The sequence below is a fragment of the Herbiconiux dendrobii genome, from assembly GCF_052048175.1.
In the GTDB taxonomy this organism is placed as follows: domain Bacteria; phylum Actinomycetota; class Actinomycetes; order Actinomycetales; family Microbacteriaceae; genus Herbiconiux.
Map to the genome: position 1 here is coordinate 357,164 of NZ_JBLZQV010000001.1, position 13,723 is coordinate 370,886.

The following is a 13,723-nucleotide window of genomic DNA, read 5'->3' on the forward strand; positions in this document are numbered from 1 at the left end:
CGCAGAGACCCCCAGGCGCCGCACGATTCCGGATGCCCGGTCAGAGCGACCCCGACACGACCCGGCCCTCGAACAGAACGGCGTCCACGGCGATGGTGCTCAGGTCGTCGCGGCCCTCGGCGAGCGGGTCGTCGCTCAGCACGACGAGGTTCGCGCACTTGCCGACCTCGATCGAGCCGGCGGTGGCCGCGATGCCCAGCTGACGGGCTCCGCCGATGGTGTAGCCCTCGAGCAGCGTCTCGCGCCGGAGCTGATCGCCGGCGCCGGGCCGCACGCTCCCGGCGAAACGCTCCGGATCGAGCGGATACTCGGGGTCGATCCGCGACCGGGCGACCTGCATGCCGAACAACGGATCCGCCCGGTGCAGCTCGTAGCCGGTCACCACGTCGCTGGAGAACGCCAGCACCGCCCCGGAGTCGGCGATCTCGGTGAAGCGGTACATCCGGTTCCAGCGCTCGTCGCCGAGGTGCCGTCGCGCACCCTCGCCGAAGTAGCCGCCCGACCAGTGGCAGGTCCAGTTGACGATGATGCCGAGCTCGGCCGGGCGCCGGAGGTCGGCGGGGTCGATCAGCTCGCAGTGCGCCAGGGTGACCAGGCTGCGGAAGTCTCCGGCCCCGGCCCCACCGCCCGCGGCGGCGCGGCGCATCCGCCGGGCGATCTCCACGGCGTCGCAGGCGATCCGGAAGGCCCGGTCGCCGACCAGGTGGATGTGCACGTCGACGCCGTGCGACTCGGCGAGCAGCAGGCAGTCGACGAGCTCGTCGCACTCGAGCGACATCTCTCCGAGACCGAGACCGAGACCGCGGCCGCCGCCATCGCCGTCGTCGCCGTCGTCGCCGTGCACGCACATCGGCGCCAGCACGGCGCTGTTGCCGCTCTCGTTCGTGCCGTCGAGGAAGAGCTTGAGCGTGTTCATCCGCACGTGCCGGCCGCCATGATGGGCCTGCAGCCGTGCCAGCCGCTCGATCACACCGGGAAGGTCGTCCCGCCCGCGAAACCGCAGCGCCCCGCTGTAGTGCAGGGTGAGCTCGCCCCGCCGATCCAGTTCTGCGACCGATTCGACCATCGCCTCGTCTTCGACCAGCGCCTCGAACACGGCCGTGACGCCGTGCCGGGTCATGAACTCGAAGAAGGGGGCGATGCGCTCGGGCGTGAGCTCGTGCGGGGGAGTCCAGCCGATCGCCGCGTACACCCGATCCATGTAGTGCAGATGCACCATCTCGCGCAGGAGCCCCGTGGGTTCGCCCGCCTCGTCGCGCACGAACATCTCCAGCCCCGGGATGGGGTCGGGTGTCGATGCGGTGATCCCCATCAGCTCGATCATCCGGCTGTTCACCCAGTGCTCGTGCTCGCTGAAGTCCTGGCAAAGGCAGGGCCGGTCCGAGACCGCGGAGTCCAGCAGCTCCTTCGTCGCCTCCCGGTCGCGGAAGGTCTCGCTCGGGTAGTACTCGAAGTAGAGGAACGGCACCTCCTCGGGCGGATGCGTCTCGGCGTAGTCACGGATGAACGCCAGCAGGTCGTCGACGTCGCTGGTCCACGGCAGCCGTACGTGCCACAGGCTCTGCGTCACCATGCTCGGATGGGTGTGCGAATCGACGAAGCCCGCCGTGAGCGTCCTCCCCCCGAGGTCGACCACCGGGAGGCCGGCCGTGTTCTGCCAGTCGTCCCCGTCGCCCACGTAGGCGATGGTCGAGTCCTCGATCACGACCGTCGAGGCCCGCGGATGCGCCGGGTCGGAGGTGTGCACGATCGCGTTCGTCAGCACCAGGCTCATCGGTTCGTCCCACTCCCGGTCCCGGCCTCCGTCTCGGTCACGGCAGGGGCCGCATCCTCGTCCAGCTCCATCGACGGCGGTGGGCGGCGGAATCCGCGGGAGCGGATCGCCATGTAGACCACGCCCAGGGCCAGCCAGGCCAGGCCGAGCAGTTTCGCCGAGATGTCGATGTTCACCCAGAGCACGATGCACACGATCATGCCGAGCGCGGGGATGACGAGGTAGCGGAGAAAGTCGGCGCCGGTGCGGCGCCTGCCGCGGATGTAGAAGTGGCTGATGACCGAGTAGTTCACCATGATGAATCCGCTCAGCGCCCCGAAGCTCACCAGCGAGGCCGCCCCCAGCAGGTTGTCGGAGTAGAGCAGCGCGCTGAGCGCGACCGCGGAGGTGAGCAGGATGTTGTTCACCGGGGTGCCGAACCGCGTGCTCAGCTTTCCGAAGAAGCGCCGGGGCAGCACCCCGTCCCGGCCCATGCCGAACAGCAGCCGGGAGACCGCGGCAAGGCCCACCAGGGCGCAGATGACGCTGCCGAAGTTGTCGATCACCAGGAAGGTGGTGGACAGAACGTCGCCGCCGATCCGCGGAAGCAGCTCGAACACGGCGGTGTCGGGGTCGGCGAAGTCGCGGTAGGCGGTGGGCCAGGCGATCTGCGTGAAGTAGGAGATGAGGGCGAAGGCGGCACCGGCGCCCACGCAGACGATCATGATCGCCCGCGGCACCGTCGTGCGGGGCTCGACCGTCTCCTCGGCCATGGTCGACACCGCGTCGAAGCCCAGGAAGGCCGCTGCGAGGATCGACGAGGCCCAGAGCAGGTTCGGCCCGTCGAAGGTGTCCACGTTCAGCAACGCCTTCGGGTCCAGGAGCGTTCCGCTGCCCCCGCCCTGCGAGACGTACACACCGGCGATGATCACCACGGCGAGGCAGAACAGGATCTGCGCCCCGACGATGACGGTGTTGATGCGGCCGGCGGTCTTGACGCCGACGATGTTGATCGCGGCCACCAGCACGGCCAGCCCGATCACCCAGACCGCCACCGGCACCTGGGGCACGAAGGTGTTCATGTAGATGCCCACCAGGAGGTAGCAGACCATCGGCAGCAGCAGGTAGTCCAGGAGCATCACCCATCCGGTGAAGAAACCGAGCCAGGGATTCACCGCTCGGCGCACGTAGGTGTACGCGGAACCCGCGATCGGGTACTCCTTCACCATCACTGCGTAGCTGTAGGCGGTGAAGAACATCACGACGGTGGTGATCAGGTAGGCCAGCGCCATCATCCCGCCGGTCATCTCGGTGACGATGCCGTAGAGGTTGAACACGACCGTGGGGGCGAGGTAGGCCAGGCCGAAGGCGACCAGGTGACGGAGCTTCAGCACTCGCCGCAGGGATCCGCCGCGTGGGGCGCTCGCCGGGGCGTTCAGCGGCGGGCTGCTGGTCTCGGACATGGAGCTCCTTCGGGTGACGTTCGGGTCGATCGTCCGTCGGCGGGTCGATCGTCCACCCACTGTAGGAAGGCGACTGCGGCCCCGCGCATGCCGATGGCGCTGGGTGCGGATGCCGATCGCGCTCGAACGGATGCCTAGGGGAGGCGGACGGGGACCAGGGTCACGTGGTTCGCGCGGGCAGCGACCTGCCGGATGAGCGCGTCGACCCGGGCGCGGTCGTCATCCGCCGAGTAGTGCACCCAGAACCGCATCGGCCAGTAGCCGTCCCGCTTCGCGAGCAGGGCGTCGATCACCGCGCCGGTCGCCTCGGCCGACTCGAACTGCAGCACGAAGTACGGGGTCAGGCCGGCCGCGCGCAGCCGTGCGATCGTGCTCGCCGCGCCGGTGCGGACGAGCTGCTCGGTGACCGTGACGGGCGTGAGGTGCTCGGTCGCGGCGGGCGGGTCGGCCGCCGAGGAGGCGGGGGCGGCCGGCATCCGTCGCACCGTCTCGATGAGCCAGTGCGCCGTTCGGCCGTCGATCGCGGCGATGCGGTCGGGGCGGCGGATCTCGGCCTGCGACTGCCGCCGGTAGGCCGCCGGCAGCACGCCGAACCAGGCCAGGAACGTGCGGGTGAAGTACTTGGTGTCGGAGAAGCCGCACTGGGCCGAGATCTCCAGCATCGTCAGCTCGGTGCGGATCACCAGCTTCTCGGCGCGCCAGATCCGCAGGAATCCGAGCAGGGTGCTGAAACTCAGGCCGGAGACGTTCTTGACCAGGTGCGAGACGTACGAGCGCGAGAAGTGCTGCTCGGCGGCGATCGCGGCGAGGATCGTACGGTTCTCCGCGCCGTCGCGCAGCGAGCGGAAAACCTCCCGGTACCGGCGGCGCAGGTGCGCCGAAGGCGATCCGCTCCGGTTGTTGTAGCGCTCGAGCGAGTAGTCCGAGCACAGCCGGGTCAGCAGCCGCCGGCACAGGGCGAGCTCGCCGCCGCCCTCGCCGCCGCTCTCGGCCGGTGCGAGGGCGGTCTCCAGCAGCTCGAGCGCCGAGGCCCGCAGCGCGGCCTCCTCGCCGTTGTGCCGCACGAGGTCGAACGACTCGCAGGCGAACACGATGTGCTCGATGAGCGGGTCGACATCGAGGAAGTCCGCCAGCCGGACGTGGATGATCGCGGTCGCGTTCGCGTCGTCGCCCTCGAGGAGGTGAGGGTCGTCCTCGTTGATGACGAGGAAGTCGCCGGCGCCGAGGTCGAACGACTCGCTGCTGACCCGCACGTGCAGGGCACCCCGCAGCACGCACAGGATCTCGATCACCCCCGGATGCGCGTGCAGGTTCGTTGCCCGGATCGTGACCACGGACGCCGAGACGGCTCGCCCGGGTGCGAACTCGACCGGCCGATCGAACCGCAGCGCATCGGGCCCGGGCGCCGTCATCCGAGACGCCCGTCGCCCCCGGCCGCGAACTCCGAAGAACCGGGACGCCGCAGCGACGCGCGCGGATGCGCCGTGTCTCGCAGGAAGGCCATACCGCAGTGTACGGTGACGCCAGCATGACGAGGGCGTCGGCCGCGCTCGCGTGTTACTGACTTATGTGTATTTTATTTATTTCCAATAAAGCGTTCTAAAACCACTAACATGACGTGATGCAAGCGCTGACCAACCCTTACACGCCGAACGCCGGTGCGGAGCCGCAAGCGGTCGTGGGTCGCGATGCCCAACTCGAGTCGTTCGACCTCCTTCTGGCTCGCATCGAGCGCGCCCGTACCGAGCAGTCGATGATCATCTCGGGGCTGCGCGGTGTCGGCAAGACAGTGCTCCTCGGGCAGTTCCGGACGAAGGCGCTCGAACGGGACTGGGTTGTCGTCGAACTCGAGGTGAGCAAGAACGACGAGAAGCACTTCCGGGCATCGATGGCCACCAAGCTCCGTACCGCGCTCTTCGAACTGTCACCGAAGGCTCGGTGGACCGACAGGTTCAAGCACGCCGCCGCCGTGCTGCGCTCCTTCACGATCAGCGTCGATCCCGACGGAATCATGTCGGCCGGCTTGGACGTCGATGCCGCGGAAGGGTTCGCCGACCACTCCGACTTGGCGCTCGACATGACCGACGTCTTCGTCGCGCTCGGCGAGGCGGTGCGAGAACGGGAGCGCGGAGTGGTGCTGCTTCTCGACGAAGTCCAGTTCCTCAGCAAGCGGCAGTTGGAGGCGGTGATCGGTGCTCTCCACAAGATGGTGCAGAGGAAGCTGCCGGTCACGCTGGTGGGAGCGGGCCTTCCGCAGATCGCCGAGTTGGCCGGAGATGCGAAATCGTACGCGGAGCGACTGTTCCGATTCCCGTCGATCGGCAATCTCGGTGAGGACGACGCCAAGGCCGCGTTGGTCAAGCCGGCTGCAGAGGAGGGCGTCTACTACGACGACGACGCACTCGACGCCGCGGTTGAGGTGACAGGTGGCTATCCGTACTTCCTTCAAGAGCTCGGATATGCGGTCTGGACCGTGGCGAGCGGGCCGCTCATCACGGCCGACGACGTGATGACGGCCGTCCCCGGCTATGAGGCGAAACTCGATGAGTCGTTCTTTCGGGTGCGGCTCGACAGGGCGACGGAGATGCAGCGCGCCTACCTCCGCGCCATGGCGGGCCTGGGCGCGGCGCCCCAGAAGGCGTCGGACGTGGCGGATGCGATGGGGCGCACCTCACAGAACCTCGGGCCTACTCGGGCCGAGTTGATCAACATGGGTCTCTTGTTCACGCCCGAGCACGGCTACGCGGCGTTCACGGTGCCGCACTTCGACAAGTTCCTGCTCCGGGCGATCCCCACCCTTGATGTCCCGGTCCTGAAGCCTCGTAAGCGGAAGCACTGAAGCGAGGCGAGCGGGGGCGGTAAGTTCGGGGGAGGCCGCGTTCGACGATCGGAGTTGTCATGGTTTCCAGTGCCACCCTGTGGGCGTTCGCCGCGGCGTCCTTGGCACTGATCGTCATCCCCGGGCCGAGCGTGCTGTTCGTGATCGGGCGGTCGCTCGCACTCGGCCGTAAGGGCGGCTTCCTCAGCGTGCTCGGCAACGCCCTCGGGATGCTGCCGGCGATCGCCCTCGTGGCGCTCGGGGTGGGGTCGATCGTCGCCGAGTCGGTGCTCGTGTTCACGGTCATCAAGTTCGTCGGGGCCGCGTACCTCGTCTATCTCGGGGTGCAGGCCATCCGTCATCGTCATGACGGGACGGGCAGCCCGGATTCGACGGCGGTTCGGCCGTCGTCGTTCCGGCTGCTGCGCGAGGGCTTCGTGGTGGGGGTCACGAACCCCAAGACGATCGTGTTCTTCGTGGCTGTGCTGCCCCAGTTCGTCGCCTACGACCGCGGCGCCATCCCGGTGCAGATGGCGGTCCTCGGCCTGATCTTCTTCGCCATCGCGCTCGCCAGCGACAGCGTGTGGGCCCTCACGGCGGGCACCGCCCGCACCTGGTTCGCCCGGCACCCCCGCCGCCTGTCGCGGATGAGCGCCGGCGGCGGGGTGGTGATGATCGGCCTCGGCGGAGCGCTCGCGCTGACGGGCAGCAAGTCGTGACGGCCCCGCCTGGCCTGTGATCCCTGCGCGGGATCGGGTGGCGTCGCCGCGTCCGGCCTCAGGGGTGGCGAGCCGCGATGCCGGCGAGGATCGCGTCCACACCCCAGTCGAAGGCCTCGTCGGCGTCGCCGAGGAAGGCCTCGTTGGCAGCGTCGGTGAGGGGGAATCGCTCGACGTCGATGCGCCGGTGCCGTAACACGGCGGAGTACCGCTCGGGGGTGGCCGCCCGGTGCTGCTCCTCGATCACGTGCCCGATCACGAAGGCGTAGAGGGTCTGGAAGCTGCGCAGCGCCTCGACGAGCTCGAAACCGGCCTCCGTCAGCACCCGCAGGGGCACCTCCATGGAGCCGATCGCATCGTCGTCGGTGAGATAGGTGCCGGAGAACAGCTTGGCCCCCTCGCGGTAGCGCAGCAGCACCCGGCGGATGTGCCGGGCCGAGTCGCGCAGGAAGGCGCGCCAGTCGTGGGCCGGGTCCGCGGCATCCGGCCCCGGGAGCATCAGCTCGCGCATGATCACCGTGGCCATCTCGTCGCTGAGGGCCGCCATGTCGGGCACGTGGTAGTACAGCGCACCGGGCCGCACGCCCAGCCGGCCGGCGAGGGAGCGCGCCGTGATGGCCTCCGTGCCGCCCTCCGCGAGCAGCTCGAAGGCGGCGTCCACGATCGCTCCGCGGGTGAGTCCTGCCATCGCGCCTCCCGGTGCTCCCGGCCTGTGCCTTGACTTTTGAACAGTGTTCAGTCAGTCTAGCGGCACAGTGATTTGAACGCTGTTCAAAAAGGAGGAAGCCATGAAAGCCGCCGTCATCTCCGACCTCACGCAGCCCCCGCGCTACGCCGAATTCCGCGAGCCGGAGCCCCGCGAGGGCTTCGTGCCGGTGCGGATGCTCGCGGTGGGTGTGCATCGCATCGTGCGCTCCCTCGCAGCCGGCGCGCACTACGGGGCGGGTGACGAGCTGCCCTTCGTGCCCGGCGTCGACGGGGTCGGGATGCTCGACGACGGCCGGCGGGTCTACACCGGGGGATCGCCCGATCCGTTCGGCACCCTGGCCGAGCGCACCATCGTGCCCGAGGGGTTCGCCGTGCCGGTTCCCGACGGGCTCGACAGCGCCGTCGCGGCCGGCATCGTCAACCCGGCCATGTCGTCGTGGCTGCCCCTCGTCGGGCGCGCCGGCCTCCGCGAAGGCGGCACGGTGCTCGTGCTCGGCGCGACCGGTGTCTCGGGAGGCCTTGCCGTGCGGATCGCCCTGCACCTCGGCGCCGCCCGGGTGATCGCAGCGGGGCGCGACGCCGACGCCCTCGCCCGGCTCGGCGCCGATCCCCGGGTGACGACCGTCGCGATCGACGACGGGCTCGCCGACGGCATCCGCTCTGCCGCCCCCGAGGGAATCGACGTGGTACTCGACTACGTCTGGGGCCCCGTCGCCGAGACGGCGTTGGAGGCGCTGCGCCGCTCGGGCCTCTCGCACGCCTCGTCGGGCACGTCGTACGTGCAGATCGGCGCCCTCGCCGGCAGCCGGATCGGCCTGGATGCTGCGCTCCTGCGCTCCTCGGGCGTCACCATCATGGGGAGCGGCGCCGGTTCGATCGCCCCGCGACTGCTGCTGCAGGAGCTGCCGAAAATCCTCGACCTCGCCGCCTCCGGGGGCATCGGTCTCCCGATCCGTGTCGCACCGCTCTCCGCGGTCGAGCGGGAGTGGAACGAGCCGGGGCGTCTGGTGCTCACGCTCTGAGTGGCCGGCTTGGCCGATCCGGCCGTCTTGGCGCGGGTTGACGAATCGAAGACATCACTCTACCATTCAAGTTGTCTATACATCTAGATGTTTTCGGAAGGTGAAGCGACGATGACGTCCCTCAAAGAGGCCCGGTACGAGTTGGTGGAGGTTCCCGAGCGATTCGGGCCCGTCACGGTCGAGGTCGACCGGCAGAAGATCGTGGACTACTCCTACGCGCAGGGGGAGTTCCGAGACTGGTACCTGATCGACTCCCCGTTCGGCGGGCCGATCGGGCATCCGCTCGTGCTCGCGAACGATCTGCTGTTCCTGTTCTACGACAAGTACGACGGCAACACCGCCCAGGGGCTGCACACCCACGAGCACCTCCGTTTCCACTCGCCCGTGCGGCTCGGCGAGACCGTCACGATCACCGGCGGCTACACCGAGAAGATCGAACGGCGCGGTCAGGGCTACGTGACGCTCGAGGCGAGCGCCATCGGCGCCGACGGCCGCCTGCTGGTCGAACACGTCGGCAAGGAGATCATGCGCACCGTCGCCGGCGAGGTGGTGGGACGACGTGCCTCGGAGGGCGAACAGCGCCCTCGCACCGTGCTCGGCACCGTCGACGAGGGAGTCGCGCCCGTCACGGTCGCGGCCTCCGGCCTGCCCATGCGCGCAGCGCTTCCCACCCGCAGCACCCGCTTCAGCCAAGACCAGATGTCGGTCTTCTCCTGGGCCGGCCGGGGCTACTCCAACGTGCACACCAGCCAGGCGAAGGCGTCGCAGTCCGGCCTCGATCACACGATCGTGCAGGCGCAGCAGCAGACCGGCCTCGTGCTGGCCAACCTGATCGACGTGTTCGGGGCGAGCTGGTTCACCTCGGGCGACCTCGACCTGCGATTCGTTTCGCCCGCCTACGTGGGCGAGGAGCTCACCACGGGCGGCGCCGTCGTGGGTGAGGATGAGGGCCGACTCGAGGTCGAGGTGTGGGTGCAGAAGTCCGACGGCACCCGCACGGCCCTCGGCTGGGCCTCCGCCGAGATCTCCGACGACCCCGCCCGGCCGTCCGCGCTCTTCTGAGCCTGTGCCGGGCATCCGGCACACCATCACAGACCCTGACCACCCCGCGTCGACAAAGGAGTCCTCATGACGCAGCAATCCGGCCCGGCACCCGCCGACGCCCTCCAGAGCGTCGAAGGACGCACCCGTCTCGCCAAGCGCGCGGCCGTCGCCAGCCTCGTCGGCACCGCCGTGGAATGGTACGACTACTTCATCTTCGGCACCGCCTCGGCGCTGGTGTTCGGCCGACTGTTCTTCCCGAACGCCGACAACCCCGTGATCGGAACCCTCTCGGCTTTCGCCGTGTTCGGGGTGGGATTCTTCGCCCGGCCGCTCGGTGGGATCGTCTTCGGCCACTTCGGCGACAAGTTCGGACGCAAGGCCGCGCTGATCACCACGCTGATGCTGATGGGGGCCTCGACCTTTCTGATCGGCCTGCTGCCGACCACCGATCAGATCGGCATCGCCGCGCCGATCCTGCTCGTGCTGCTGCGGCTGATCCAGGGCTTCGGCGTGGGCGGGGAGTGGGGCGGCGCCTCCCTCGTCGCCGTGGAGTATGCACCCGAGGGCAAGCGCGGAGCCTACGGGAGCTTCCCCCAGATCGGCAACGCGGTCGGCCTGGTGTTCTCCACGACGATCTTCGCCATCGTCTCCCTGCTGCCCGACGAGCAACTGCTGAGCTGGGGATGGCGGATCCCGTTCCTGCTGAGCGCCATCCTGATCGCCGTGGGACTCTTCATCCGGTTCAAGCTCACCGAGACGCCCACGTTCCAGGCGGCCCAGGAGGCCATCGAGAAGAAGGCCGCGACCGAGAAGGTCAAGGAGAAGCTGCCGATCGCCGAACTGTTCCGGCGGTTCAAGAAGCCGCTGCTGCTGGCGATGGGCATGCGCTTCGGGGAGGCCGTGTTCGGCTACATCATCCTGACCATCGGCTTGACCTTCGCGGTGAACTACACCGACATCCCGCGCACCGACGTTCTGGTCGCCTCGACGGTCGCCGCAGCGATCGCGATCTTCACCTACTACTTCTTTGGGCGGCTGTCCGACCGCATCGGGCGCCGGCCGGTGTTCATCCTGGGCTCGGTCGTGGGGGCGGTCGTCGTGTTCCCGTTCTTCTGGATCCTCTCGGCCGACAACATCCCGCTGATGTACCTGGCCTACGCGGTCGCCTACGCCATAGGCGTCGGGGCGGTCTACGGGGTCGAGCCGGCCTTCTTCTCCGAGCTGTTCGGCACCAAGGTGCGCTACACAGGGGTGTCGATGGCGGCGCAGATCCCCAGCATCCTGATCGGTCTCTGGCCGCTGCTGTCGACGGCGCTGCTGGTGGCCACCGACGGCGACCCGTGGCCGATCGCCCTGATCACGGTCGGTGCCCTCGTGATCGGCCTGATCTGCGCGGTGCTCGCGCCGGAGACGAACAGGGTCGACATGACCAAGGTCGGGCTCGAATCCGAACCCGGAGCGCGCCGATGAGCGGCGACGGGCCCTGGCGCGACCTCATCGACCCGCGGCGTGCCGAGACGGTCGACGACCTGGAGGCCGGGCTGAAGGAGCCGGAGTTCGAGAACCTCGCCATCCCCGAGGAGCTCGGCCCGGTCACCATCCGCGTCGACGACCACAAGATCAAGCGCTTCGCCTTCACGCAGGACGACTTCCACCCCTGGCACCTCGAGCGCAGCCCGTTCACCGGACGCCGTATCGGCCACGCCGCGCTGCTCGGCAACGACCTGGTGCAGCTGTTCACGACCGTCTACGCGGCCAGCCGGGTGGTGGGTCTGCACACCGAGGAGCAGCTCTGGTTCGACTCGCCCGTCTTCCTCGGCGAGACGGTGACCCTCAGCGGCACCTACACCGAGGCCTACGAGCGCCGCGGGCAGGGCTACGTGGTGATGGAGGCGACGGCCGTGGGCGAAGACGGCCGCAGCATCCTGCGCCATCGCGGCGTCGAGATCCTGCGCACCCGTCCGGGCGACGTCGCCGGCCGGGGCAGTGCCGAACCGGCTCCCGACGAGCGCCGGGTGACGGGCGAGGTGTCGGAGGGAGCGCCGGCCTTCGATGCCGCCGCGCCCGCCGTGGGCCAGGTGCTGCCCGCGCTCGCCAAGTGCATCACCGTCGAGCAGGCCGCCGTGTTCTCGCGGGCCGGCGAGTACGTGCGCAACATCCACAACGACCTCGAGCTCGCCCGGGGCGGCGGGCTCCGGGTGCCGATCGTGCAGGGCCAGCAGCAGTACGGCGTGCTCGCCGAGATGCTCACCCGCGCGTTCGGCGCCGCGTGGTTCAACGACGGATGGCTGCGCGCCAAGTTCCTGAAGACGGTCGACGTGCACGAACCCATCGAGGCCGGCGGCATCGTCACCGGCGTGACGGACGGCCGGATCGACCTGGACATCTGGATGCGCCGGGCCGACGGGGCCCTCAGCGCCGCGGGGTGGGCCAGCGGCCCTCGCCCGCAGAACACTCCTCCGAGAAAGGCATGACAACTATGACCGAGACAATCACCGGCGGCCAGCTGGTCGTGCAGATGCTGGAATCCCTAGGCGTCACTCGCGTGTTCGGCGTGGTGGGCGGGCAGACGCTCGCCATCACCGACGCCATCATCGACACCCCGTCGATCGAGTTCATCCACACCCGGCACGAGAACGCGGCCGCCGTGATGGCCGACGCCTACGGCCGGCTCACCGGGCGGCCCGCAGTGGCCATCTCGACCACCGGCCCCGGCGCCACGAACCTGCTGACCGGCGTGGGCGGGGCCTTCCGCGACTCGAGCCCGGCGCTGATCATCACCTGCAACAACAACGGCGAGAACATCCACAAGGACGACGCCCAGAACGCCGACCACATCGACATCTTCAAGCCGTTCACGAAGTACAGCCGACTGGTGGCACACGCGTCGAGCATCAAGCAGGCGATGGAGGAGGCCTACATCAATGCGATGACCGGCAACCCGGGGCCCGTGCACCTCGACTTCGCGCGGGACACGATCGAGCAGCCCGTGGCCGATCCGCCCGTCGTTCCGGCGGTGCACCCGGCCCGGAGCTGGGTCGGCACCCGGCCCGTGGCGGCCCCCGAGGAGATCGCCACCGTGGCGGCGCGCCTGCTGGCCGCCGAGAAGCCGGTGATCTGGCTCGGGAACGGCGGCAACCGCGCCCGGGCCTCGGACGACGTTCTGCGGCTCGCCGAGGCGCTCTCGATCCCGGTCATCACCACCTTCAACGGAATGGGCGCCGTACCCACCACGCATCCGCTGGTCTTCGGCGCGCTGAGCCGGATGGGCACGAACCTCTCCACCCGGGTGATCGACGACGCCGACCTGGTGCTCGCCCTCGGCAACAGCCTGAACGCCGTCTCCACCACGCGCTGGCGCCGGGTACTGCCGGAGGTCGTCCAGGTCGACGTCGACCCCGCGATGATCGGCCGCTACTACGCCGACGTCACCACCGGTGTGGTCGGTGACCTGGCCGCGTTCGCGCGCGATGTCGTCGCGGCGACGGCGGACCGGGCGGACGGGGCCCGTGCGGGCCGCGCCGGCTGGATCGCCGAGCTGCAGCAGGCGGAGCGGGACTGGTGGGCCCTCTCCGACGACCTCGAGCCGGAGAACGCGGGCACCATCTCGCCCGCCGTCGCGGTGCGTGCGCTGCGGGAGGTCACCCCCTCCGACGCCGTGCTCATCCCGGATGCCGGCAACCCCGGCGTGTGGTCGTACCTGTGGGAGATGGACACGCCGTACCTGTACATCAAGCCCGTGGGCTTCGGCAACATGGGCTTCGCGCTGCCGGCCGCCATCGCCTCCATCGCCGACGACCCCGCCCGCCCGGTGCTGGCGCTGATCGGCGACGGCTCGCTCGGCATGAGCCTCGGCGAGCTCGAGACGCTGGCCCGGGTGGGCGGTCCGGTGGCGATCGTCGTGCTGAACGACTCGAGCTACGGCAACATCCGCCAGGAGCAGGTGCTGCACTTCGACGGCCGCACCATCGGCGTCGACTTCCTCGACGTCGACTTCGCCCAGATCGCCCGCGGGATGGGATTGAATGGGGTCCGCGTCACCGAACTCGACGAGCTGGTCGACGCGGTGCGCGACGGGTACGCGAGCGGACGGCCGATCGTGATCGACGTCGTGCTCGACCGCGAGGCGAACGCGTGGACCTACCCCGCGTTCCGGCCGCACACCGCCTGAGACACCGAGACGAGGAGTGACTGCG

At 69.3% G+C, this 13,723-nt stretch carries 11 protein-coding genes; 7 read left to right on the forward strand and 4 right to left on the reverse strand.

Annotated elements, in window-relative coordinates:
- Positions 1–40: 40 nt before the first annotated feature.
- From ACN4JJ_RS01650 to ACN4JJ_RS01660, 3 genes are all read right to left on the reverse strand, one after another.
- Positions 41–1,774: an amidohydrolase gene (locus tag ACN4JJ_RS01650; RefSeq protein ID WP_440708164.1), complete on the reverse strand. Its 1,734-nt coding sequence runs from the start codon at positions 1,772–1,774 to the stop codon at positions 41–43.
- Positions 1,771–3,216 carry an APC family permease gene (locus tag ACN4JJ_RS01655; protein ID WP_440708165.1) on the reverse strand — a complete coding sequence of 482 codons (1,446 nt, stop codon included), beginning with the start codon at positions 3,214–3,216 and terminating at the stop codon, positions 1,771–1,773. The genes ACN4JJ_RS01650 and ACN4JJ_RS01655 overlap by 4 nt, the downstream gene beginning before the upstream one ends.
- A 134-nt stretch (positions 3,217–3,350) precedes the next feature.
- A complete protein-coding gene (locus ACN4JJ_RS01660; protein ID WP_440708166.1) occupies positions 3,351–4,628 on the reverse strand; it encodes a helix-turn-helix transcriptional regulator in 1,278 nt (425 codons plus the stop codon).
- A 209-nt stretch (positions 4,629–4,837) separates the two neighbouring features.
- On the opposite strand from ACN4JJ_RS01660, the gene ACN4JJ_RS01665 reads away from it, so the two are divergent.
- Both ACN4JJ_RS01665 and ACN4JJ_RS01670 read left to right on the forward strand, forming a co-directional pair.
- Positions 4,838–6,055: an ATP-binding protein gene (locus ACN4JJ_RS01665; RefSeq protein ID WP_440708167.1), complete on the forward strand. Its 1,218-nt coding sequence runs from the start codon at positions 4,838–4,840 to the stop codon at positions 6,053–6,055.
- Positions 6,056–6,114: 59 nt separating this feature from the next.
- Complete coding sequence (locus ACN4JJ_RS01670) at positions 6,115–6,753, forward strand: LysE family translocator (protein ID WP_440708168.1); 639 nt, start codon at positions 6,115–6,117, stop codon at positions 6,751–6,753.
- A gap of 58 nt (positions 6,754–6,811) precedes the next feature.
- Here the strand turns inward: ACN4JJ_RS01670 and ACN4JJ_RS01675 are convergent, their stop codons facing one another.
- Positions 6,812–7,441, reverse strand: a complete 630-nt coding sequence (locus tag ACN4JJ_RS01675) for a TetR/AcrR family transcriptional regulator C-terminal domain-containing protein (RefSeq protein WP_440708169.1) — start codon at positions 7,439–7,441, stop codon at positions 6,812–6,814.
- A 100-nt stretch (positions 7,442–7,541) separates the two neighbouring features.
- On the opposite strand from ACN4JJ_RS01675, the gene ACN4JJ_RS01680 reads away from it, so the two are divergent.
- The 5 genes from ACN4JJ_RS01680 to ACN4JJ_RS01700 all read left to right on the forward strand — a co-directional run bounded on the left by ACN4JJ_RS01680 (position 7,542) and on the right by ACN4JJ_RS01700 (position 13,698).
- Complete coding sequence (locus tag ACN4JJ_RS01680) at positions 7,542–8,483, forward strand: quinone oxidoreductase family protein (RefSeq protein WP_440708170.1); 942 nt, start codon at positions 7,542–7,544, stop codon at positions 8,481–8,483.
- A gap of 111 nt (positions 8,484–8,594) precedes the next feature.
- Complete coding sequence (locus tag ACN4JJ_RS01685) at positions 8,595–9,545, forward strand: MaoC/PaaZ C-terminal domain-containing protein (RefSeq protein WP_440708171.1); 951 nt, start codon at positions 8,595–8,597, stop codon at positions 9,543–9,545.
- Between the two features lie 66 nt (positions 9,546–9,611).
- A complete protein-coding gene (locus tag ACN4JJ_RS01690; RefSeq protein WP_440708172.1) occupies positions 9,612–10,997 on the forward strand; it encodes an MFS transporter in 1,386 nt (461 codons plus the stop codon).
- A complete protein-coding gene (locus ACN4JJ_RS01695; protein WP_440708173.1) occupies positions 10,994–12,001 on the forward strand; it encodes a hypothetical protein in 1,008 nt (335 codons plus the stop codon). Before ACN4JJ_RS01690 ends, ACN4JJ_RS01695 begins: the two co-directional genes overlap by 4 nt.
- A gap of 5 nt (positions 12,002–12,006) precedes the next feature.
- Positions 12,007–13,698, forward strand: a complete 1,692-nt coding sequence (locus tag ACN4JJ_RS01700) for a thiamine pyrophosphate-binding protein (protein ID WP_440708174.1) — start codon at positions 12,007–12,009, stop codon at positions 13,696–13,698.
- Positions 13,699–13,723 lie beyond the last annotated feature (25 nt).

Bases quoted from the DNA above. Each gene is read 5' to 3' on its own strand.
- ACN4JJ_RS01690 (WP_440708172.1), top strand. From the start codon at position 9,612: ATGACGCAGCAATCCGGCCCGGCACCCGCCGACGCCCTCCAGAGCGTC.
- ACN4JJ_RS01700 (WP_440708174.1), top strand. From the start codon at position 12,007: ATGACCGAGACAATCACCGGCGGCCAGCTGGTCGTGCAGATGCTGGAA.
- ACN4JJ_RS01665 (WP_440708167.1), top strand. From the start codon at position 4,838: ATGCAAGCGCTGACCAACCCTTACACGCCGAACGCCGGTGCGGAGCCG.
- ACN4JJ_RS01675 (WP_440708169.1), bottom strand. From the start codon at position 7,441: ATGGCAGGACTCACCCGCGGAGCGATCGTGGACGCCGCCTTCGAGCTG.
- ACN4JJ_RS01655 (WP_440708165.1), bottom strand. From the start codon at position 3,216: ATGTCCGAGACCAGCAGCCCGCCGCTGAACGCCCCGGCGAGCGCCCCA.
- ACN4JJ_RS01685 (WP_440708171.1), top strand. From the start codon at position 8,595: ATGACGTCCCTCAAAGAGGCCCGGTACGAGTTGGTGGAGGTTCCCGAG.
- ACN4JJ_RS01660 (WP_440708166.1), bottom strand. From the start codon at position 4,628: ATGACGGCGCCCGGGCCCGATGCGCTGCGGTTCGATCGGCCGGTCGAG.
- ACN4JJ_RS01670 (WP_440708168.1), top strand. From the start codon at position 6,115: ATGGTTTCCAGTGCCACCCTGTGGGCGTTCGCCGCGGCGTCCTTGGCA.
- ACN4JJ_RS01680 (WP_440708170.1), top strand. From the start codon at position 7,542: ATGAAAGCCGCCGTCATCTCCGACCTCACGCAGCCCCCGCGCTACGCC.
- ACN4JJ_RS01695 (WP_440708173.1), top strand. From the start codon at position 10,994: ATGAGCGGCGACGGGCCCTGGCGCGACCTCATCGACCCGCGGCGTGCC.
- ACN4JJ_RS01650 (WP_440708164.1), bottom strand. From the start codon at position 1,774: ATGAGCCTGGTGCTGACGAACGCGATCGTGCACACCTCCGACCCGGCG.